At 43.1% G+C, this 22,964-nt stretch carries 20 protein-coding genes, 1 tRNA gene and 1 pseudogene; 19 read left to right on the top strand and 3 right to left on the bottom strand.

The features are described from left to right. The first annotated feature begins 58 nt into the window (after window positions 1-58). The 4 genes from LI241_RS04835 (at window position 59) to LI241_RS04820 (ending at window position 6,847) form a co-directional block, all read left to right on the top strand. Complete coding sequence (locus tag LI241_RS04835; protein ID WP_008690658.1) at window positions 59-2,284, top strand: EAL domain-containing protein; 2,226 nt, start codon at window positions 59-61, stop codon at window positions 2,282-2,284. A 209-nt stretch (window positions 2,285-2,493) separates the two neighbouring features. Beyond that, a complete protein-coding gene (locus LI241_RS04830; RefSeq protein ID WP_008690660.1) occupies window positions 2,494-3,198 on the top strand; it encodes an ABC transporter ATP-binding protein in 705 nt (234 codons plus the stop codon). Further along, entirely contained in the window at window positions 3,198-6,446 is a 3,249-nt protein-coding gene (locus LI241_RS04825) for an ABC transporter permease (protein WP_008690661.1), read from the top strand. Before LI241_RS04830 ends, LI241_RS04825 begins: the two co-directional genes overlap by 1 nt. Before the next feature lie 324 nt (window positions 6,447-6,770). After that, window positions 6,771-6,847, top strand: a tRNA-Arg gene (locus LI241_RS04820). A gap of 92 nt (window positions 6,848-6,939) precedes the next feature. Here LI241_RS04820 and LI241_RS04815 read toward each other — a convergent pair. From LI241_RS04815 to LI241_RS04805, 3 genes are all read right to left on the bottom strand, one after another. Beyond that, window positions 6,940-7,944, bottom strand: coding sequence for a GGDEF domain-containing protein (locus tag LI241_RS04815; protein ID WP_008690664.1), 1,005 nt, complete (start codon window positions 7,942-7,944; stop codon window positions 6,940-6,942). A gap of 51 nt (window positions 7,945-7,995) precedes the next feature. After that, window positions 7,996-9,498, bottom strand: a complete 1,503-nt coding sequence (locus LI241_RS04810; RefSeq protein ID WP_008690666.1) for a carboxypeptidase M32 — start codon at window positions 9,496-9,498, stop codon at window positions 7,996-7,998. Between the two features lie 151 nt (window positions 9,499-9,649). Next, the gene (locus LI241_RS04805) at window positions 9,650-11,050 is read right to left on the bottom strand and encodes a GntR family transcriptional regulator (RefSeq protein ID WP_008690667.1); all 1,401 of its coding nucleotides are present in this window, start codon (window positions 11,048-11,050) and stop codon (window positions 9,650-9,652) included. A 456-nt stretch (window positions 11,051-11,506) separates the two neighbouring features. Here LI241_RS04805 and LI241_RS04800 point away from each other — a divergent pair, with 456 nt between their 5' ends. The 15 genes and pseudogenes from LI241_RS04800 to LI241_RS04730 all read left to right on the top strand — a co-directional run. Next, a complete protein-coding gene (locus LI241_RS04800; RefSeq protein ID WP_008690668.1) occupies window positions 11,507-12,250 on the top strand; it encodes an alpha/beta hydrolase-fold protein in 744 nt (247 codons plus the stop codon). 617 nt (window positions 12,251-12,867) lie between these two features. Next, window positions 12,868-13,689, top strand: a complete 822-nt coding sequence (locus tag LI241_RS04795) for a ParA family protein (protein WP_002569249.1) — start codon at window positions 12,868-12,870, stop codon at window positions 13,687-13,689. Further along, window positions 13,646-14,575, top strand: a complete 930-nt coding sequence (locus LI241_RS04790) for a ParB/RepB/Spo0J family partition protein (protein WP_006059569.1) — start codon at window positions 13,646-13,648, stop codon at window positions 14,573-14,575. The genes LI241_RS04795 and LI241_RS04790 overlap by 44 nt, the downstream gene beginning before the upstream one ends. A gap of 11 nt (window positions 14,576-14,586) precedes the next feature. Further along, window positions 14,587-14,859, top strand: a complete 273-nt coding sequence (locus LI241_RS04785; RefSeq protein WP_007862445.1) for a DUF5720 family protein — start codon at window positions 14,587-14,589, stop codon at window positions 14,857-14,859. Window positions 14,860-14,887: 28 nt separating this feature from the next. Continuing rightward, on the top strand, window positions 14,888-15,076 hold the full coding sequence (locus tag LI241_RS04780) for a hypothetical protein (protein WP_006059571.1): 189 nt from the start codon (window positions 14,888-14,890) through the stop codon (window positions 15,074-15,076). A 67-nt stretch (window positions 15,077-15,143) separates the two neighbouring features. Next, window positions 15,144-16,022, top strand: a complete 879-nt coding sequence (locus LI241_RS04775) for a DUF6017 domain-containing protein (protein ID WP_227151036.1) — start codon at window positions 15,144-15,146, stop codon at window positions 16,020-16,022. A gap of 36 nt (window positions 16,023-16,058) precedes the next feature. After that, a complete protein-coding gene (locus tag LI241_RS04770; RefSeq protein ID WP_002589066.1) occupies window positions 16,059-16,826 on the top strand; it encodes a BRO family protein in 768 nt (255 codons plus the stop codon). Between the two features lie 23 nt (window positions 16,827-16,849). Next, window positions 16,850-17,161 carry a DUF5720 family protein gene (locus LI241_RS04765; RefSeq protein WP_227151034.1) on the top strand — a complete coding sequence of 104 codons (312 nt, stop codon included), beginning with the start codon at window positions 16,850-16,852 and terminating at the stop codon, window positions 17,159-17,161. Between the two features lie 100 nt (window positions 17,162-17,261). Next, window positions 17,262-17,762 carry a PcfB family protein gene (locus LI241_RS04760; RefSeq protein ID WP_008723309.1) on the top strand — a complete coding sequence of 167 codons (501 nt, stop codon included), beginning with the start codon at window positions 17,262-17,264 and terminating at the stop codon, window positions 17,760-17,762. Further along, on the top strand, window positions 17,759-19,588 hold the full coding sequence (locus tag LI241_RS04755) for a VirD4-like conjugal transfer protein, CD1115 family (protein ID WP_227151032.1): 1,830 nt from the start codon (window positions 17,759-17,761) through the stop codon (window positions 19,586-19,588). Before LI241_RS04760 ends, LI241_RS04755 begins: the two co-directional genes overlap by 4 nt. A 221-nt stretch (window positions 19,589-19,809) precedes the next feature. Then, complete coding sequence (locus tag LI241_RS04750; RefSeq protein ID WP_003525154.1) at window positions 19,810-20,028, top strand: Maff2 family mobile element protein; 219 nt, start codon at window positions 19,810-19,812, stop codon at window positions 20,026-20,028. A 69-nt stretch (window positions 20,029-20,097) separates the two neighbouring features. Then, window positions 20,098-20,967, top strand: a complete 870-nt coding sequence (locus tag LI241_RS04745) for a VirB6/TrbL-like conjugal transfer protein, CD1112 family (protein ID WP_002589061.1) — start codon at window positions 20,098-20,100, stop codon at window positions 20,965-20,967. A gap of 13 nt (window positions 20,968-20,980) precedes the next feature. After that, entirely contained in the window at window positions 20,981-21,526 is a 546-nt protein-coding gene (locus LI241_RS04740; RefSeq protein WP_002589060.1) for an MT-A70 family methyltransferase, read from the top strand. Between the two features lie 14 nt (window positions 21,527-21,540). Next, a complete protein-coding gene (locus tag LI241_RS04735; RefSeq protein ID WP_002589059.1) occupies window positions 21,541-21,996 on the top strand; it encodes a PrgI family protein in 456 nt (151 codons plus the stop codon). Continuing rightward, a pseudogene (locus LI241_RS04730) lies at window positions 21,953-22,909 on the top strand (VirB4-like conjugal transfer ATPase, CD1110 family); the annotation flags it as partial. The gene LI241_RS04735 and the pseudogene LI241_RS04730, both read left to right, overlap by 44 nt. Between the last annotated feature and the right edge of the window lie 55 nt (window positions 22,910-22,964).

The following is a 22,964-nucleotide window of genomic DNA, read 5'->3' as shown; positions in this document are numbered from 1 at the left end:
CCTCTATTTATTTTTTATGATTTGCGTTACAATGAAAGAGGTATCAGGAGGTTGGGACATGCAAAACGAAAAGAGTAAATCTTTGCATTTTACAGAAGAAATGGATCGTTTAAGCACTTTGTTGAATCGGCATGCCGGGGAAGTGTGTTTAGAAAAAGAATTGAAAAAAGCAATCCTGCGCAACCAGCTTTTATGCGTTGCCCTGATCGATATTAATGATATAACCGATATAAATACGAAATATGGTCATGATGCAGGTGATGCTGTTATCCAACAGGTCGCACAATGTTTAAAACAAGATCTTCAACAAGAAGAATATGCTGCACGATTTAGTGGAGACGAATTTCTTTGTATATATCCTGCAAAACAGCGCCAAGAGATTCATGATCGTTTACAGAAGATAATGGAATACCTTGCCCGTAAAACCGATCAGGATGCATTTCACATCAGCTTTTGCTATGGTCTTACGGTTGTAGAACCGACACAAAAGATCACGGCTAAACAAGTAATCATGGAATGTGATGATGCGATGTATCAATGGAAACGCCGTTATCACTTAGATAAGGCACGTTATTCTATCACACACCACTCTCTTGAAGATGAAGATGCCAGACAATTTTCTTATGATACAAAACGTCTGTTGCATGCTTTAGTAGCCAGTACCGATGATTATATTTATGTATGTAATATGGCAGAAGATCCCTCTACTTTTTTATATTCACAAGCAATGGTAAAAGAGTTTGGGCTTCCTCATCAGGTAATTCATGATGCGGCTTTGGAATGGGGCAAGCACATTCATGAAGCGGATCAACAAGCTTTTTTGGAAGCTAATCTGGCCATTGCAGATAATCGCAGTGATTGTCATAATGTGGAATACCGTGCTAAGAATTGCCGTGGGGAGTGGGTATGGCTCAGATGTCGGGGACATGTGGAGCGGGATATAGATGGAAATCCAATCTTATTTGCCGGAATGATAACTGACCTCAGTAAAAAGAATAAGATCGATCATTTAACAGGTCTATTTAATAAATATGAATTTGAAGATACGATTGAGCAAATGCTGACAAAAAAGAATACTCGTCCATTCAGTGTAATGCTGTTGGATCTGGATAATTTTTCTAATATCAACAAGTTTCACAATCATCGTTTCGGCGATGAAGTATTAGCGAAAACAGCTCAGCAGATTCAATCCATCTTGCCGCAAGGGGCAAAGATGTATCGTCATGATGGTGATGAATTCCATGTGATTTTCGCTCAAGCTGCTTCCAAAACACAGATGAAAGAAGTATTTGCGGATATTCAGCATATTTACCGCACCCAGCAGGAATTAAATGATCGTAAATATCATATTACGATTTCGGCTGCTGCATTAAGTTGTCCAGATGATGCCGCAGATGTCATGAATATCTCAAAGAATTTACGTTACGCATTGGATCACAGTAAACGCAATGGACGGAATCGTTTAACATTTTATGAAAAAGGCATGCGGTTGCATGAAATGCGCGAGCTTGATTTGATAGAACAATTACGTTACAGTATTGAACACGATTTTATCGGTTTTGCATTGCACTTTCAACCACAGGTCGATGCAAATACCAAGCAAATCGTTGGAGCTGAGGCTTTAGCCAGATGGAAGAGCGATATTTATGGCAATGTGCCACCATTAATTTTTATTCCCTTATTAGAAAAAAGCGGCTTGATCAATGAAGCAGGCAAATGGATCTTTCAAAAAGCAGTACGGTACTGTAAAGAAATGACGACGATACTCCCTACTTTCTGTGTAAGCATTAATTTATCCTATATACAATTAAGTGATTTGCAATTTTTTGCTTTCATGAAACAGGTACTAAAAGAAGAAATGATCGATCCTTCGCATATCATTGTGGAGATGACCGAAAGCTATATGGTAAAGAATGATGATATGCAACAAACATTATTTCATAAGATCCGCGCTTTAGGCATTCGCATTGCCATGGACGATTTTGGGACAGGCTTTTCTTCTCTTGGGGTCTTAAAAAAAGCACCGGCCGATATTGTTAAGATCGATAAAGTGTTTATGAAAGATGTACTCACCAGCAATTTTGATGCGACGTTTATTCGCTTTATTGTTACCTTATGTCATGATGTGAATATAAAAGTACTGTTGGAAGGGGTAGAAACAAAAGAAGAATATGAAAAGGTGAAAACGATGGGACTTGATTACATTCAAGGGTATTATTTTGGTAAGCCCCAACCTTTTCGACAATTTAAGAAAAATTGTGAAAACAATACATCAGATGTTTAAAACGGTATGCTCATACCGTTTTTCCTCTTTTAGTATTCCTTATTCTATGAGGAATGGTAGGAAAAAGTGTGTCTAGGATATAATTGCTTTGGTAGGCTTTTTTAAAACAGAAGAGAAAAAGCGTAAAAACTATTGAAAACATGGAAAAGCCCTGCTTTTCAACGAAAATTCTAGTATAATAGAACATGATAGAAGATGGAGGCGGCTTTATGAGCGCATATATTGAATTTCAAAATGTAAAAAAAATATATCAGATGGGCGAAGTTCAGATTGAAGCATTAAGCGGTGTGGATTTTTCCATAGAGAAAGGTGAATTTGTCGTCATAGCCGGGGCGAGCGGTGCCGGAAAAAGTACGATTTTAAACATCCTTGGTGGTATGGATAGTGTAAGCAGTGGAACGATTTATGTGGATGGCAAAGAAATCAGCGCCTATAATGCAAAACAGCTGACCACCTATCGCCGTTATGATATTGGTTTTGTATTTCAGTTTTACAATCTGGTACAAAATCTGACGGTAAAAGAAAACGTGGAATTGGCAACACAAATTTGCAAAGAACCCTTAGATATTGATGAAACGATTGAGGCGGTAGGCTTAAAAGAACGCAGTCAAAACTTCCCGGCGCAATTGTCCGGTGGAGAACAGCAGCGAGTAGCCATTGCCCGTGCTATTGCTAAAAATCCTAAACTTTTGTTATGCGATGAGCCTACGGGAGCTTTGGATTATAATACCGGAAAACAGATATTAAAACTTTTGCAGGACACCTGCCGCCAACGTGGGGTCAGTGTCATTGTTATCACCCATAATTTGGCATTAACTGCCATGGGGGATAAAGTTATCAAGGTGCGCAACGGAAAAATTGAAAGTGTGACGATCAATGAACATCCGCTGCCGGTAGAAAGGATCGAGTATTAATGACGAAAAAAGCGCTTTTAAAAGATACCTTTCGTGAAATGCGAAAATCGCTGGGACGCTTTATTTCCATCTTTATGATTGTGGGAATCGGAGTGGCGTTTTTTGCTGGAGTAAAAGCAAGTGTACCTGATATGAAGGGGAGCGCAGATAAGTATTTTGATGACTATAATCTGATGGATATAAAAGTTATGTCAACAATTGGCATGAGCAAAGAAGATGTGCAGGCATTGACCAAAGTAAACGGAGTAAATGGTGTTTATGGCAGCTATAGTATGGATGTGGTAAATATGCGCCATAATCAGATGCGTGTATTTAAGCTTATGTCGATGCCTCTTGACACCGCTGCGGAAAACAAAAACTATATCAATCAAGCCAGAGTCATTGAAGGACGCTTACCTAAGAAAAAGGATGAATGCGTAATTGAAAAGGATGCTATTCGTCAATCCGGCATGAATATCGGTGATAAAATCACATTTGTAAGCGGAACAGAGGATGTCTTACGTGATCGTTTAAAACGAACAACCTATACGATTGTCGGCAAGGTGAATACGCCATATTATTTGTCTTATGAAAAGGGCAGTTCGTCAATTGGCAGTGGAGAAATTAATAATTATGCGTTCATACCGGAAGAAAATTTCAAAGGCGAATATTTCACGGAAATCTATTTAACACTAGATAATGTAAAACAGCTGAATTCCTATGATGATGCGTATTTTGATATTGTGAAACCGGTAAAAAAAGAGGTTACGTCACTTGTGGAAACAAAGGTAGCTGATCGTTTTCAAGATATACGCGACAAAGCATTGCGTAAGATTGCGGATGGACGTAAGGAATATCGAAAGCAAAAACAAAAATATGATAATGAAATAGCCAAAGCGCAACAAAAATTGGTGGATGCGCAAACAGCATTACAGGATGGACAGCAGGAATTAAATCATAAGAAACAGACAACGGCCATCACCTTTCAGGAAAAAGAAGCAGAGCTTAACACAAATGCAAATAAGCTGAAGAAAGCGCGTCAGGAGTATGAAAAGGGCAAAGCCGAATTCGCAAAACAAAAAAAGACGGTACAGCAACAGCTTGCCTTATTGGATAAAAATATCGCACAGTTGCAAGCACAGCTGCAACAATTAAAACAACAAAAGGCCGCCTTGGATGCTCAGCTTGCTGCTCCTGATCTTAGTGAAGATGAAAAACAGATCTTGTCTGTTAAACAGCAGGAAGTCATTGCCGGAATGCAAAAACTACAGATGACGTTGCAGCCATTACAAACACAAAAACAAAGCGCTCAGACACAGCTTGCGCAAGGTGAAAAGAAACTGACGCAGAGCAAACAGCAGATAGCTTTGGGGGAACAGCAATTAAAACAAGGAAAGATACAGTTAGCAGAAGCTAAAAAAACAGCTGAACGTGAATTTGCTTCTGCGCAACAGACAATCAATCATGAAAAAAAAGAGTTGGCAAATGGGCAGCGTGAGTTAAATGTAGAGAAAAAAGATGGTGCTGATAAATTAAAGAAAGCAAAAGAAAAACTGGACCAAAGTGAACAGGATATCAACGATTTAAAGGAACCCAAAACCTATGTATTAGATCGCCATTCACATTACTCTTATATGGACTATGGCAGTGCTGCAGATCGTATGGGTGCCATATCAAAGGTATTTCCACTTTTCTTCTTTTTGGTAGCAGCACTTGTTTGCTTAACGACGATGACGCGTATGGTAGACGAACAGCGTCAGGAAATCGGGACTTTAAAAGCACTTGGTTATACCAAAGCGCATATCGCGATGAAGTATATTATTTATGCGTCGATTGCCAGTGTATGCGGCGGTATTTTTGGTGCGGTGATTGGAATGATCATTTTCCCTACCGTGATCTACAATGCTTGGGGTATTATGTATAATATGCCATCGGTGCAATTGCAGGCACAGATTCCATTAGCAGCCACAGCGATCCTGTTAGCGTCCTTGATTACGGTAGCAGCTGCCATTATGGCTTGTTACAAAGAGCTGATCGAAGTTCCTTCCCAATTGATGCGTCCAAAAGCTCCGAAAAACGGTAAGAAGATTCTTATGGAACGTATTCCATTCATATGGAAACATTTTAACTTTATTCATAAAGTAACAGCTCGTAATATCTTTCGTTATAAAAAACGTTTCTTTATGACCGTAATCGGAATCAGTGGCTGTACGGCTTTACTGTTGGCCGGTTTCGGCATTCAGGATTCCATCGGTGAAATCGCTGTAAAGCAATATCAGGAAATCTATGCTTTTGATATGAGTATGGAATTTGATAGTGATATAACAGCTTCTCAGAAAGAAAAGCTATTAAAAAAGGTCCAAAGTCAGGATGCTGTTAAAGAGGCATCGTCGATGGCTGTCTATCATGGCTTTTATGCGGATAGTGGTGAGGATAAAGGCATTGATCTTTATGTGCCATCGGATGTCCAACAGTTCCGTGATTATATCATGCTGCGGACACGAAAAGGCCATGAACTGCTTACCTTACATGATGATGGGGCGATCATTACGGAAAAGCTTGCCAAGATGAAGCATTTATCAATAGGCGATACGTTTGCTGTTGATAATGGAGATGGTGTAAAACATAAAGTAAAAATCAGTGGGATCAGTGAAAACTATGTTGGTCATGCTTTGTATATGACACCATCCTATTATAAAAAGATTTATCATCGTTCAGCGAGTGATACGACAGTGTTTGCGAAATTAAAGACAACAAATAGTGAAGTGGAAAATGCTTTAGGTAATACTTTAATGAAAGAAGATAACGTCAGTTCACTCACTTTCTATTCCGGTATTGCCTCAAGCTTTGAAGATACCATTTCTTCCTTATCTTTTGTTGTTGTGGTATTGATTATCTCAGCCGGACTGCTTGCCTTTGTTGTCCTATATAACCTGACGAATGTTAATATCTCCGAACGTCTGCGAGAGATTGCAACCATTAAGGTCTTAGGTTTTTATGATAATGAAGTATCTACTTATGTATATCGTGAAAATATCGTATTGACCTTTATCGGTTCCATCGCGGGAATCTTTGTCGGTATAGGCCTGCATGCGCTGATCATGAGCCTGGCAGAACTCGAAAATGTTATGTTTGGCCGCAATATCTATCCGATATCCTTTGGCTATGCCGTGGCAATCACGATGTTGTTTGCTATCATGGTAAATTTAGTAATGTATCAAAAGCTGAAAAAAATACCAATGGTCGAATCTTTGAAATCAATTGAGTAAGCAATCATAATTTAAAAAAGGAAGTATGAATGTCATTGCACAATCTTATCTAAAACACGTTAGTGAAGAGGATGCACGATTTTTGTACTTCCTTATTGTATGTTTTCACAAAAAGCGATGATCTTAAGTTATAATCTGGAAATACACATGCTGGAAAGGATGTTCTTTCCACAAGCATTGTGTTAATGCAAACATGGTTTATGAAAGGATAATTTTAATTGTTTTATGTGGAGTTTACTTTTTAATATACGTATTCGAGAGGAAAAGCTTTAAATTACTTATGGCACAGCATGCGTTGTTGTGCTATAATAGGAAAGCTGATATGTGCCCGTAGCTCAATTGGATAGAGTATCAGATTCCGATTCTGACGGTTGCAGGTTCGAGACCTGTCGGGTGCGCCAATAAAATGAAAAAAGTCCTGATGGACTTTTTTTGATATTTCGGCAAAGCTTGAATAAACCTTATTGTTGCTATATAAGATGATATGCATATTTTAATGCTTTGTGTCATAAAAACAAATGGTGTTATCGCTATGTTTCTTAGCTTCATACATGGCCTTATCCGCATTTTGCCATACCTTATCAAAGTTTGTACCATGTATCGGATAATAGGCAACACCAACGCTTAACGTAATTGTCTGTGCAATATCAAGTGCTTTTTGTGCTTGTTTCCAATAGGTAAAAAAGCTATTGATCTTATCTTCTACACAAGTGATATCACCTTCACAATTTGTTCCATAGACAACAAACTCATCTCCGCCAATTCGTCCGCATAGACCTTGAGAGAACACGGTTTTCATGCAATAAGCCAGCGTTTTCAACACCTTATCACCGAAAGGATGCCCATAGCTGTCATTAAACCATTTAAAATGATCAACATCAATCATCAGCATGGTGCCGTAAGCATGTTTCGCCATAGTCTGTTCAATCTGTTTTTCACAATATTGGCGATTCCAGATATCCGTCAAATAATCATATTGTGAGTAATAAAGAACCTGCTGATTTCGCTCTTCTAATTCTTTCGTCTTTTGCGCAATGCGCTCTTTCAACATCCGATTGCTTTGATCGACAATGTGTTTAGGAAAAAATTCATTATCCATCTGATTATGATCACCAACAGATTGATGGACATGCAAAACTTTCCATTGCTCATTCTTATAATGAAGCAACATAGTAAAGCGTGTTGTGACCTCATAAATAATGCGATTTTTTCCATTTTCTTTTGTATGCAGTTCCCCTATGATATTGAAAGTATGCGCATCACACGCATATCCTTGATACCATTCTCGAGTGATGAGAAAGGAACCATCCCATTGTTCTTCTTCCTGATACAGCTTCTGAAAACACTCCGCACTGGTATGACAGATTTCATGCGCCCCTGTACCGATCAGTGTCATTTCCTGATCAACAAAGGTGGCTAATGTTTTATAGTCTCGCTGTTCTAAATAAAGATGCCATATTGTACGGCAGATGTTTTTTGCCTCTTCTATTGTTTTCATGATGTCGACTCCATTTACCTCAAAGATCCTCAAGCGTGTTTTTACGCTTTTTTATACATGCGATAGACCATAAACTTTCATAAACTTATTTTTCAAATAGTCTATATAATATTCTGGATTGAAAGGTTCTCCACTTGCTTTGAGCAGAATTTCATCAGCTGTTAAGCTTGCTCCATAACAATGCACGTGTTCTTTTAGCCAATCACTGATAATCTTGAATTCACCTTTGCGTAAGGCGTTTTCAACATCAATATCCTGTTGCATGGCGTGATAAAATTGGGCGGCATATGCACTACCCAATGCATAGGTCGCAAAATATCCCAAATCTGCAGCGCCCCAATGCATATCTTGCAAGATGCCATCTTTATCATGCGTAGGACGAATGCCGAGATACTCTTCATACTTATCATTCCACATGGTATCTAAATGTTCATAATCAACCTTGCCATCAAAGATTTCTTTTTCAAGCTCATAGCGAATAAGGATATGAATCGGATAGGTAAGTTCATCTGCTTCCGTACGGATCAAAGAAGGTTTTGAAACATTGATCATGGTCATGAATTGATCCAGTGATACCTGTTGCAATTGCTTAGGGAAATGGGCTTGTAGCTTTGGATAGTTGTATTCCCAAAAGGCTTTGTTACGTCCGATATGGTTTTCCATTAAGCGTGATTGTGATTCATGCATGGCAAATCCGATATCATTTTTAAAGGCGGTATCGGTAAATGCTTCATCAACCTGCAGACTGTATAAGGCATGACCATATTCATGAATGGTTGAAAAAATAGCCGATAGGACATTGTCTTTATAATAATGAGTTGTAATACGTGCTTCATTTGCAGAAAAGAAATCCGTAAAAGGATGCTCGGTCGTTCCCATGTAGCATTTCGTCGGATCTACTTGCATATACGCATTTAATTCTTGCATGAAAGCTTCCTGTTCACAAAGATCAAAATCTTGATATAAAAGACTGTCATCAATCTTGCGTCCTTCTTTTTGAATGCGCTGAATGAGTGGTAAAAGTTCTGTTTTGATGCGGGCAAAGAAGACATCATATTTTTCACGATTCATACCTGACTGATAACGATCTAATAAATAATCATAATCGCTGCAATCTTTTTCAACATAGCTTATGACTTCTTTCTGTGCTTTGATAACTTGGATCAGATGCTGCTTAAAGTGTTTGTAGTCATCACGTTCTTTTGCTATCTGCCATGCTTCTTCACTGTCCGCAACGGTTTTTTTGAAGCGGATATACACATCTTTTGGCAAGTTGCGATTGATATCCAACTCTTTGAAATACAAGGCCAATTCTTTCTTTAATTTTTCATCCTTGGTAATCTTCATTAAGGTTTCTAATTTCTTTAGATGCTCAGGATTCATCTGATAGGCAAAAGCTTCCCCTGCCAGAATTGACATCATCTCATTGCGATAGGGGATACCAGCACTTGGCGCGATGGTTGCCATATCAAAATACATGGTAGAAAAAGCCAATGTATAGGAAGCGTTGATACGCTTATATTCTGAAAAAAATGTTCTTAGTTCTTTTTCCATTACTTGATACCTCATATACCGGAATAGCATCGCTTCTTCACAATATATCTTTCCTTTCTCAGTTAATCCTATTGTATCATATTCATAACAATTTATTCTTCAAAGAATGTGGTTTTCTGATAGGATTTTATCCTATTTTTTCAAAAGTGTCTTATTTTATAAGATGAGCCTGCAGCCAAGTTGTTGTAGCTGTAGTTTGCGCATGAAAAAGGGCATATGCACTTTGAGCTGCTGTTGTATAATCTTGCTTTTCTATTGCTTGCATAAAGGAGCATGCATATTGTGTAATCGTCTTATCGTGCTGCTGCATTTGTAATACATGGGAAAGCTGCTTTCCCCATAATTGTATCTGATATAGGGTGCGCATACATTCTTTTACTACAACGAGTTCACTTACCTTTAAAAGTTGTTGTAAAATAGCATACCCCATCAGATATTCCTCTTGCTTCTCTATAAGCTGCTTCAGATTGGTAAAATCAAAAGTTGCATGCATTGGCAATTGCGTGATCACAGCAGGAACGATCAGTTCCAGAAAGCTAAGGCTTTGCTGATATAGTTTTAACATCTTTTGCACGGAGGAGCGCTCATAGGCAATATCACAGTCATTACAGGCTGTATATGCATACCGGCCTTTCCCTTTCTTGGTCTTGATAATACCCATACCATCCAAAAGATCTAAGGCGCGTCGAATGGTGCTGTTTGAAACTTGTAAAGACTGCACAAGCTCATGATGGGATGGCAGATAAGTACCTGCGACATACTCTGCATCATCCAGTTTTACCAAAAGAGCAGTCGCAATGGAATAGCATTGCTGTGAATGGCGATGTTGCAATGACCATTGAAATGGTATCGTTGCGCTTTTTTGTTGTTGTATAGGATGCGCATCAAGGTATGCTTGGAAATAATGGATATATCGTGCAGGCATATTGATATAGGTATCTTTCCAAGGGCTGTTTGGATAATGGGTTAATTTGTCCTTTAAAATTAGGATACTGGTCTTTTCTGCAAATAGAAAATCTAAATCGTTAATCATATCATGATGCAGCAGATAGGGAAAACGCAAAAAATGAATGAGCTGCAAAAAGAAACTGATAATCAGCTCATTGTGTAGTTTGGTTAGATAAATAAGACAAATATGGGTAATGTTTTCTAAGTGATATTGCTGATCTTCATCCAATATGGCTAAAATCTTTTGTCGATCTTTCTTCGTTAAAGCTTTGGCAGCTTCCTGCATGATATTGAGAAAAAGCAATGAAGTACTTTGCAATAGATCTTCATAAAGATAACGACAATTGTGAAAATATGCTAATGTGTAAGAAGTGTCCTCCTTTTTATGATAACAGGATATTGTCTGTTTGCGCTCATCCATACGAATAAACCCTTCACAAACTAAGCGTTTATATATTTTCCGCACCGTTTCTTTTGCTACATGGAAACGCATGGCAATCTCATGAATGGAAGGAAATGGCGTACCATATGGATACCGATTGAATGACAAACAGGTATGCAAATATTCATAAATTAATTCAGATATTCCATTATCTTTATACATACTTCACCCAATATCATGCTATTGTCTTCGCTAAAGACGAGTTACATGAATCCTTTCCTTCATTATTTTAGCAGTTTTATGAAAAGATGTACATGAACAGGGATAAAATCGATGATTGTAAGGCTGAAATCCTATAGACATTTATAATAAGGAGAATAACATACGAGTGATGGCATATGAAAAAAGCGTTTCTTTTTATGACAAGCTCTTAAAACATAGGCGAATAAAACAGGAAAGGATGGTATGGCCACCTTTCATACCAAACTTTTTTAAATAAACGGTATCCTGAACATTAGGAAGCATCCGTAAATAGCGTTCGATAAGATGTTTATGTGTAAATCAACACCAAAAGCTAACATCTCTAGGTAAAATGCGATGATATCGTTTACATATGGATTTGTAAAGGTGTATAATATAACTGACCTAGATATGAGCATAGTTAGAGGAGGGATGGTTATGAAGACAGCTGAAGCAACGATGTTTGTATTGCATAGTAACATGCTTCATGCCGATGTGACGGTTAAGACAATTGGCAGCAATGGCGTACCTTGTCTTGTTTTCATGCCTCTGCATGAAGGAGTCAACGAATTCCTTCATTATGCTCTGTCGAGTGAACTGTTGGAGCAGCTTGAACGTGGCAGGATCCGTTTTTATATTTGCGCTACTTGTGATGATGTTTGGGATGATAATGAGGTAAGCAATCATGAGAAAATGCAGTTATATGAAAGCTGGATGCAGTTTCTTCAACAGGAGCTCGTTCCTTATATCAGATCTGTTACTTTCATGGAACAGGTCATGGTATGTGGCATAGATATCGGTGCTATGCATGCCATGAATCTTTATCTTCGGATTCCTGAATATATCCGTAAAGTTCTTTGCCTAAGCGGTATTTATAAGATATCGCATTATATTCCATATTATTATGATGAACTTATTTTGAAAAACACACCGGAAGTCATCCTCCGTAATTTGCATGGGGAACAAGTAAAAGCATATCAAAATACTAATATGGTATTATGTAGCGGGCGTTATCCGATGGCGCCGGAAGCAGAAGGCAATTTGCGGGAGCTTGAAGAGGTGTTACGACTAAAGGATATACCAGTGATTGTGGAGTATTGGGATTATGATGCAGGAACAGGATGGAAATGGTGGACACGTCAATTAGATTACTTCATCCCTCTTTTAATTGGCAGTACATGAATCTTCCATACGATCGTCTGCGGTACGTGCACAGATGATGGGAGAAAAGACATTTTGGCGGTGTCTTTTCTTTTGCTAGTAAAAGGCCATAGCAATGACTTTTTTATCAAAAAAAGCTTTTTATCATTGACAATATTATGTGGAAAAATAAAAAAGGCATTTGTACCGGTTGGACAAAGCCTCTTTTTGCCTGTTTTAGTTAACAGTTATTAATTTACTGGCGCCCTCTACAAGAATCGAACTTGTAATTCCACTTTAGGAGATGGACCCAGTGCATATATTCCCTATCAACAGGGATAAAGAAAATGCAGTTATATCAAGGCTTTTCTCCATGTTCTCTATAAACCTTGTACAAGCAAAATCAAGCAAAAACAAAGGATTTTAGCCCCCTATTGTTTGCACTCTGTTTGCAAAGGCGCGAAATTTGGCGTTAGCCAAAAGTTCAATTCCCGTCGAGACTTAATTATATTCATGGTATCGTGGACATAGTTTACCATACATAGAGGTTCATTACAAGAGGTATTGAGCCAGTGAAAGTGCCTGTTTTATCTTTCTCAGGAAAGGTAAAGCAGGCACTTTTTTTCATATCTAAACTTAGAAAGAAATGAGGTGAAATCATGAATACACAGATTATTGCCATAGCCAACCAAAAAGGTGGTGTCGGCAAAACAACCACTTGTGCCAATCTTGGAATTGGTCTGGCGCAGTCCGGGAAGAAAGTCCTTCTGATTGACGGAGACCCACAGGGAAGCCTGACCATCAGCTTGGGCAATCCTCAGCCTGATAAGCTGCCCTTTACACTGTCAGACGCTATGGGCCGTATTTTGATGGATGAACCAATTCGTCCCGGCGAGGGTATCCTGCACCACCCTGAGGGCGTAGACCTGATGCCTGCGGACATCCAGCTATCTGGTATGGAGGTATCTCTGGTAAACGCTATGAGCCGAGAAACCATTCTGCGACAATATCTGGACACGCTGAAGGGGCAATACTCCCATATCCTTATTGATTGCCAGCCCTCCCTGGGTATGCTTACGGTCAATGCACTGGCTGCCGCTAATAGGGTTATAATCCCCGTCCAGGCAGAGTATCTTCCAGCTAAAGGTTTGGAGCAGCTTTTGCAAACTATCAATAAGGTTCGCAGACAAATCAATCCCAAGCTGCAAATTGATGGGATTCTGCTGACGATGGTAGACAGCCGAACCAATTTTGCCAAAGAAATCTCCGCTCTTCTGCGCGAAACCTATGGCAGTAAGATCAAGGTGTTTACATCAGAAATTCCTCATTCTGTCAGGGCTAAAGAAATCAGTGCTGAAGGAAAAAGCATTTATGCCCATGATCCTAATGGCAAAGTGGCTGAGGGCTACAAAAATCTGACGAAGGAGGTATTGAAACTTGAAAAGCAGCGCGAAAAAAATAGAGCTGGCCTCAGTAGATGACCTGTTTTCTACAGAAGAAAGTCGGCAAGACGAGCAACTGGAAAAAATTCAGGAAATTCCCCTATCTGAACTGCATCCGTTCAAGGATCACCCCTTCAAGGTCAAGGATGATGATGCAATGATAGAAACCGCAGACAGCATCAAAAAGTATGGTGTGTTGGTTCCTGCGATTGCCAGACCACTGCCTGATGGCGGTTATGAGCTGGTAGCCGGTCACAGACGCCGCAGAGCCAGCGAATTGGCCGGAAAAGAAACCATGCCTGTCATTGTGCGCGACTTGGATGACGATGCTGCCACAATTATTATGGTTGACAGCAATTTGCAGCGAGAAAATCTGCTCCCCAGTGAAAGGGCTTTTGCCTACAAAATGAAGCTGGAAGCCATTAAACATCAAGGAGCAAGAACAGACCTGACTTCTGTTCAAGTTGAACAGAAGTTGAGCGCCAGAGACCAGGTGGCAAAAGAAGCCGGTGAACGAAGCGGTATCCAGGTAATGCGATATGTTCGTTTGACTGAACTGATTCCAGAGCTTTTGGATATGGTGGATGAAAAGAAAATCGCATTTAACCCAGCCTATGAACTCTCTTTTTTGAAACCGGACGAACAGCAAATGCTGGTGGAAACAATGGACTATGAGCAGGCTACCCCTTCTCTCTCTCAGGCTCAGCGAATGAAAAAGTTCAGCCAGGAAGGGAAATTGTCAGAAGATGTGATGCTTGCCATCATGTCAGAGGAAAAAAAGGGTGATCTGGATAAAGTGACCTTGAGCAGCGATACCTTGCGAAAGTATTTCCCCAAAAGCTATACACCGGCCAAAATGCAGGAAACCATTATTAAACTGCTGGAACAATGGCAGAAAAAACGCCAACGAGATCAGGAACGATGAAGGGAGAGCCTATGAAAGATATTGCAGCAAGGGAACTGAAAGGCCACAACATTCTTGCAGTGGAGCGATTTTGGGACAGCACTTTCTGGATGATTGAGTTTACTGTCTTGCGCCCTACTGCTTATGGAGAACCTGGTGACGAAATGAGGCTTTTTCTCACAGAGGACGGGTATCAGTCAGCTCTGCAAAGCCAGCAGCGTCGAGAAATCAAAATTAAGAGATATGCCCATGTTATTGAGGGGCATATCCTCGACTTCAAGCCTAAAAAACACCGTCGTTCATAACCGATACAACGAAAGGAAAGGAATGAATATGTGTACTGTAAGAGAAATCCGAGAAGCTATTCAAGAAGATTGCCGCTCACAGCGTGATATGGAATCCACCGAGATTGACCGTGTTTTTCAAACCTTACCATTTTCTCAGGAAAGGGATCTGTTTGATAAACCACCAATGCCAAAACGCCCCTACCGACGCAAGAAAAAAGATACAGACAGACCCTAACCGCTGCCACAATTCTTTTATGAATTGCGGCTTTTTTCATACCTGAGAAATGAAAGGAGTGAAGTAAATGGCTGTTTTTCGTGTAGAACGCACTGGCGATTACACGGTTATGAACAATTTTCATCTAAAAGACAAACGACTTTCTTTGAAGGCAAAGGGTCTCTTGTCGCAAATGTTATCTCTGCCTGATGACTGGGATTATACGCTGTCAGGACTCAGCTATATCAATCGAGAAAGCAAAGATGCAATCCGCTCTGCTGTCAATGAGCTTGAAACAGCCGGATACATTCGGCGCAGACAGACAACTGATGCTTCTGGTAAATTCGCAGCCAATGAGTATACCATTTTTGAGCGTCCCATCGAGGGAGAACCGATGTTGGATAAGCCGTTGTCGGAAAACCCGATAACGGTAAACCCGTCAGCGGTAAATCCGTTACCGGAAAATCCAACACAATTAAATACTAAGAAATCAAATACCCAAAAACAAAATACTCATGGATCAAATACCGATTCCATTCCCTTCCGGGAAACAGCGGCGGTAATACCGCCGGAACGGAAAGGAAGGGATGCGATGTCTGTCACAGAGATAGAAAATTATCGGGAATTGATTTTGGAGAATATCGAGTATGATTGTCTGAAGCAGCGTTATCCTCTCTACCTGGATGACCTGAATGAGATCGTAGAGCTGTTGGTAGAAACGGTCTGTGCCAAACGAAAGACCACCCGGATCTCTGGTGCGGACTTTCCTCATGAAATTGTACGCTCCCGCTTTTTGAAGCTGGACAGCTCTCACATCGAGTTTGTCATGGACTGTCTGCAAAAGAACACCACCCAGGTACACAACATCAAGCAGTACCTGCTTGCAGTGCTGTTCAACGCTCCTACCACCATGAATAACCACTACACTTCACTGGTAAATCACGATATGCACGCAGGCGGCTGGTAATCAGCCGCTTTTGTATTACACCAAAGGAGGCACAGCATGAATCAGATTGAAATTTTCAATAGTCCAGAGTTCGGAAGCATTCGCACTTTGGAACAGAATGGCAAAGTATTATTTTGCGGTACAGATGTGGCAACAGCGCTGGGATATACCAATCCACGCAAGGCCGTCCGCGACCATACCAGGGGTGGAACGAAATGTTCCATAGGGGTCCAGACTGGGAAAAAGGCAGATGGAAGCCCCGCGGTACAAATGGTCGAAATGCTCTTTATCCCCGAAGGTGATCTATATCGTCTGATCGCCCATAGTAAACTGCCGTCAGCGGAACGGTTTGAACAATGGGTGTTTGATGAAGTTCTACCTGCCATTCGCAAGCACGGAGCCTATCTCACAAAAGAGAAGTTGTGGGAGATAGCCACTTCTCCGGAAGCTCTGATAAAGCTCTGCTCCGAGCTGCTTGCTGAGCGGGAAGAAAATGCGTCGCTACGAGAGGAAAATGCCCTGCTGGAGAGTAAGGCAGCCTTTTATGATTTGTTCATCGACCTCAATCACAGTACCAACCTCCGCACCACCGCCAAAGAGTTGCTTGTCCCGGAGCGTCGGTTTGTCCGTTTCCTTCTGGAAAAGCGTTTTGTGTACCGCACCGCATCCGGTAATGTACTGCCCTATGCAAAGCCAGCCAATGAAGGACTGTTTTGTGTCAAAGACTACTGCAATCACGGGCATATCGGCTCCTATACGCTGATAACCCCGCAAGGCAAACTCTACTTTGCTCAGCTGAGAGACATGATTTTGATGGTTGTATGAGAGTGGGAAAGGAAGTGAGTTTTATGCCAGAAGGCAAAACAATCGGTCAGCTGATGGAAGAAATGCGCCAGAAAGCTGGAGCGCAGAACTATCACGGCCATGACTACATGGATCTCCAGCGATTTGCTGAGAACACCCGGCACATGATTATTTTTGATGTGCTGACGCATGACTCCCCGGTGGGCTGGAAAGGTGAACGAACCCGCCTGTTTTTGTCAGATAAGGGCTATGAAAAAGCTCTGAACAGTCAGGCAAAGGGACAGATCAAGATTCTCAGTCATACAAAGGTCAGAAATGGAGATTTGCTCTATGACCGTTCTGAGCAAATTCGTTGAGGGCGGTTCGATGAAGAAATACCTTCTCCGGCGGCTGGTGGTCCCGCCTTAGAAATAAATGCACCACCCCTGCACATTTTGTGGAAAGGAGGCGATGAAAATGCAGGAAGAAGTGGAAAACAGGACTTTAACGCTGGTTGTCAGCGGAACAAAGTTCACCGGCAGGCTGCTCAAAGCCGCCATCAGCAAGTACCTTGCCCACCGCAAGGAAAAGAAGCTGCAAAAGCAGAGAAGCCGTGACGCGCCTGTGAAGCCCCAGGGCAAGCAGACGGTGAAACAGCTGATTGGTCAAAACCAAGGGGTTTCCAACATCGAGATCACCGACCCCTCCATCAAGGAGTTTGAGAAGATCGCCCGGAAATACGGCGTGGACTATGCGGTGAAGAAGGACCGCAGCAGCTCCCCACCCAAGTACCTGATCTTTTTCAAGGGTCGGGACGCGGATGCCCTGACCGCTGCTTTTACCGAGTACACCGGGAAAAAGGTCAGAAAGGCGGAGAAATCCGAGCGCCCGTCCGTGCTGGCAAAGCTGAGCCAGTTCAAAGAACTGGTAAAACACGCCGTCGTGGACCGGAACAAGCGGAAGGAGCTGGAACGATGAAAAAGCAGTTTGACATCAAAAAGCTCGTTTTGCTGAACCTGCCCTATCTCCTGATGGGGCTGTTTGCTACTAACTTCGGGGAGGCATGGCGACTGGCTCAGGGGGCAAATGCTTCAGAGAAATTCCTTTCCCTGTTTGCTGTCCTGCCTGGGGCGCTGCAAAGTTTCTGGCCCAGCCTGCACCCGCTGGACCTGCTGGTGGGCCTGTGCTGCTGCGGCGGCCTGCGGCTGGCTGTGTACCTGAAAAGCAAGAACGCCAAGAAGTACAGGCACGGCATGGAATACGGTTCCGCCCGGTGGGGAACCCATGAGGACATTACACCCTACATCGACCCGGTATTCCAGAACAATGTGATTCTGACGAAAACGGAGAGCCTGACAATGAACAGCCGCCCCAAGGACCCAAAGACCGCCAGAAACAAAAATGTGCTGGTGATTGGCGGCTCCGGTTCCGGTAAGACCCGCTTCTGGCTCAAACCGAATCTGATGCAGATGCACAGTTCCTATGTGGTCACAGACCCGAAGGGAACCATTTTGGTGGAGTGCGGAAAAATGCTCCAAAGGGGCGCACCCAAGCTGGGGAAAGACGGAAAGCCTATGAAGGATAAGCACGGCAAGGTCATTTATGAGCCGTACCGAATCAAGGTCCTAAATACCATTAACTTCAAGAAGTCCATGCACTATAACCCTTTCGCCTATATCCATAGCGAAAAGGACATCTTGAAGCTGGTAACAACGCTGATCGCCAATACCAAAGGCGAAGGCAAGGCCGGAGACGATTTCTGGGTAAAAGCAGAAACCTTGTTGTACTGCGCGCTTATTGGCTATATCCATTATGAGGCTCCGGTGGAGGAACAAAACTTCTCCACCCTCATTGAGTTCATCAACGCCATGGAAGTCCGTGAGGATGACGAGGAGTTCAAAAACCCCGTAGACCTGATGTTTGATGCACTGGAAGCCGAGAAGCCAAACCACTTTGCGGTGCGCCAGTATAAGAAATATAAGCTGGCGGCAGGAAAAACAGCCAAGTCGATCCTAATTTCCTGTGGTGCGCGTCTTGCCGTGTTCGACATTGCAGAGCTGCGTGAGGTCACGGCTTATGATGAGCTGGAGCTAGACACTCTGGGAGATAGGAAAACTGCCCTATTCCTCATCATGAGTGATACTGACGACAGCTTCAACTTCCTTATTTCCATGTGTTATACCCAGCTTTTTAACCTGCTCTGCGAAAAAGCCGACGATGTGTATGGCGGCAGGCTCCCGGTCCATGTGCGCTGTCTCATTGACGAGTGCGCCAACATCGGCCAGATCCCCAAGCTGGAAAAGCTGGTTGCCACCATCCGAAGCCGTGAGATTTCCGCCTGTCTGGTGTTGCAGGCACAGAGTCAGCTGAAGGCGATCTATAAGGATAACGCAGATACCATCATCGGCAACATGGATACTTCCATCTTCCTGGGCGGTAAGGAGCCAACCACCCTCAAAGAGCTGGCTGCCGTGCTGGGCAAGGAAACCATCGACACCTACAACACCGGAGAGAGCCGTGGGCGTGAAACTTCCCACTCTCTCAACTATCAAAAGTTGGGGAAAGAGCTGATGAGCCAGGATGAGCTTGCTGTTATGGATGGCGGCAAGTGTATTCTCCAGCTGCGCGGTGTGCGTCCTTTTCTTTCGGACAAGTACGACATTACCAAGCACCCCAATTTCCAGTACACTGCCGACGCGGATGATAAGAACGCTTTTGACATTGAAGCATTCCTGTCCGCAAGGCTGAAACTCAAGCCCAATGAGGTCTGCGATGTATATGAAGTAGACACAGAGGGCGCTTAACTTCGTTCCGCTTTTGAAGGGAGTGATCTTATCTATTCGCCGCACCTGCCCTCTAATGGGCCATTGGCGTACAAAGCGGACAATCCCAAGAAAAAAATAATGAAAAAGGAGGACAGCCGGAATCATGCCCCCGGAAACCGGGCGGCAGATTGTTCCGGCTTTTGTATGCCTATGAAACATGACAAACCTATTTTTTAATCAGATTCCGGCTAACAAACTATATGGCATTTTTTGAACAGGCAATCACCGTTCTTCAGACCCTCGTTATCGCGCTCGGTGCCGGTCTCGGTATCTGGGGCGTTATCAACCTGCTCGAAGGTTACGGCAACGACAACCCTGGTGCAAAATCACAGGGCATGAAGCAGCTCATGGCCGGCGCTGGTGTAGCCGTGGTCGGCATGGTCCTTGTACCTCTGCTCTCCGGGCTGTTCTCTGTCTAAGCGTCCCTGCATGAAATCCTTGCCGCTCCCGCAGTTTTGCGGGGGCGGCGGAAAGGAGGTTGACACCGTATGGATTTCTTACTTGAAGCCCTGACAAATTGGCTGAAAGAAATGCTGGTGGGCGGTATTATGAGCAACCTTTCGGGGATGTTTGACAGCGTAAACCAACAAGTCGCGGATATATCCGTACAGGTAGGCCAGACCCCACAGGGATGGAATGGCAGTATTTTCAGCATGATTGAGAACCTGTCAAACTCCATTATGGTGCCGATTGCAGGCGTGATCCTGGCTATCGTGATGACCGTAGACCTGATCCAGATGATCGCAGACAAGAACAACCTGCATGATGTGGACACCTGGATGATTTTTAAGTGGGTGTTCAAATCAGCCGCCGCCATCCTCATTGTCACAAACACATGGAATATCGTGATGGGCGTCTTTGATATGGCGCAGAGCGTAGTAGCGCAGGCAGCAGGGATCATCGGTTCGGATGCGTCCATTGACATTTCTTCTGTTTTGGCAGATATGGAGCCGAGACTTATGGAAATGGATCTGGGACCGCTATTCGGGCTTTGGTTCCAGTCCCTCTTTATTGGCATTACCATGTGGGCGCTGTATATCTGTATCTTTATCGTCATTTATGGCCGTATGATTGAGATCTACCTTGTCACATCCGTTGCGCCGCTTCCGATGGCTGCCATGATGGGCAAGGAATGGGGCGGGATGGGACAGAACTACCTCCGCTCCCTGCTGGCGCTGGGCTTTCAGGCGTTTCTCATCATCGTCTGCGTGGCAATTTATGCTGTGCTGGTGCAGAACATCGCTCTGGAAGATGACATCATCATGGCGATCTGGAGCTGCGTGGGCTACACCGTACTGCTGTGCTTTACGCTGTTCAAAACCGGCAGTCTCGCAAAATCAGTCTTTCAGGCGCACTAAAGGAGGGTTCTGTATGAAAAAATATCAAATCATTTACGCAGACCCGCCATGGAACTACAAAGTATATTCCAAGAAAGGATTGGGACGCAGTGCAGAAAGTCACTATCCGACCATGAGTATCGAGGATATTTGTGCGCTGCCAGTAGGCAACTTGGCGGATAAAGACTGTGCCTTGTTTTTATGGGTCACGATTCCATGTTTACTGGAAGGTCTCTCAGTTCTGAAGGCATGGGGATTTACCTATAAAACCGTCGGCTTTGTTTGGGTAAAGCAAAATCGAAAGGCAGATAGCTTGTTCTGGGGAATGGGATATTGGACGCGCTCCAATGTGGAACTTTGTATCCTCGCAACGAAAGGACATCCCAAGCGTATAAACGCAGCTGTTCATCAGGTCATTGTCTCTCACATTGAAGAACATTCAAAAAAACCGCAGGAAGCCAGAGAACGCATTGTCTCATTGATGGGTGATCTCCCGCGCATAGAACTGTTTGCTCGTCAATCCACACCCGGTTGGGATGTGTGGGGAAATGAAGTGGACAGCTCTATTTCATTCCCATAAAGGAGGTGGATAATATGGCTTATGTACCCGTACCCAAAGATTTAACCAAAGTCAAAACCAAGGTCATGTTCAATCTGACACGAAGGCAGCTGGTCTGCTTTACCGCCGGGGCGCTTGTAGGTGTACCGCTGTTCTTGTGGCTCCGTGAGCCTGCGGGAAACAGCATGGCTGCCATGTGTATGATGCTGGTCATGATGCCCTTCTTCCTGCTGGCAATGTATGAAAAGCATGGACAGCCCCTGGAAAAGATCGTCGGCAACATCCTCAAAGTAGCTGTGATCCGTCCCAAGCAGCGTCCCTACCAGACCAATAACTTTTATGCCGTATTAAAGCGGCAGGAAATGCTCGATAAGGAGGTGTATGACATTGTTCACCGCAATGAAAAGCTGGCTGCGCCGTCTGCTGGGAAAACCGGAAGAAAAGACCGTGCATCCGGTAAAGACAAAGAAAAAGCTGTCCCGCGCCGATAAGAAGCAGATCGAAGCGGCCATTGCCCGCGCCAACCGCACGGACAAAAAAGGAAAATCGGCACAGGACAGTATCCCCTATGAACGAATGTGGCCGGACGGGATCTGCCGCGTATCGGACAGCCACTACACAAAGACCATTCAGTTTCAGGACATCAACTATCAGCTCTCCCAAAATGAAGATAAGACCGCGATCTTTGAGGGCTGGTGTGATTTCCTCAATTATTTCGACAGCTCGATTCACTTCCAGCTGTCTTTTTTGAACCTTGCGGCATCGGAGGAGACCTTTGCCAACTCCATTTCCATTCCGCCCCAGGGGGATGCCTTTGACAGTATCCGTGAGGAATATACCACGATGCTGCAAAATCAGCTGGCCAGAGGCAACAACGGTCTCATCAAGACCAAATACCTGACCTTTGGTATCAACGCTGACAGCATCAAAGCCGCCAAGCCCCGTCTGGAGCGTATTGAGACCGATATACTCAATAACTTCAAGCGTCTTGGTGTAGCCGCCAGAACATTGGACGGTAAGGAAAGGCTTTCCCAGCTTCATGCGGTATTCCACATGGATGAACAGCTCCCGTTTCAGTTTGAATGGGACTGGCTGGCTCCTTCCGGCCTGTCCACGAAAGATTTTATTGCACCAAGCTCCTTTGAGTTCCGCACCGGCAAGCAGTTCCGTATGGGCAAGAAATACGGGGCTGTTTCTTTTTTGCAGATTTTAGCCCCAGAGCTGAATGACCGTCTGCTGGCTGATTTTCTGGATATGGAAAGCTCGCTCATTGTGAGTATGCACATTCAGTCGGTGGATCAGGTGAAAGCCATCAAAACGGTAAAGCGTAAGATTACCGATCTGGACCGCAGTAAGATTGAGGAACAGAAAAAAGCAGTCCGCGCCGGATACGACATGGACATCAGTGCGACTCGTTCCTGAACAAAGCCTTCGTGGTTGAAGGACAAAATCAGGCACT

Origin of the sequence: Longicatena sp. 210702-DFI.1.196 (genome assembly GCF_020563125.1) — a bacterium.
GTDB classification, from domain to species: Bacteria; Bacillota_I; Bacilli_A; order Erysipelotrichales; family Erysipelotrichaceae; genus Longicatena; species Longicatena caecimuris.
This window is presented reverse-complemented; position numbering and strand designations above follow the sequence as displayed.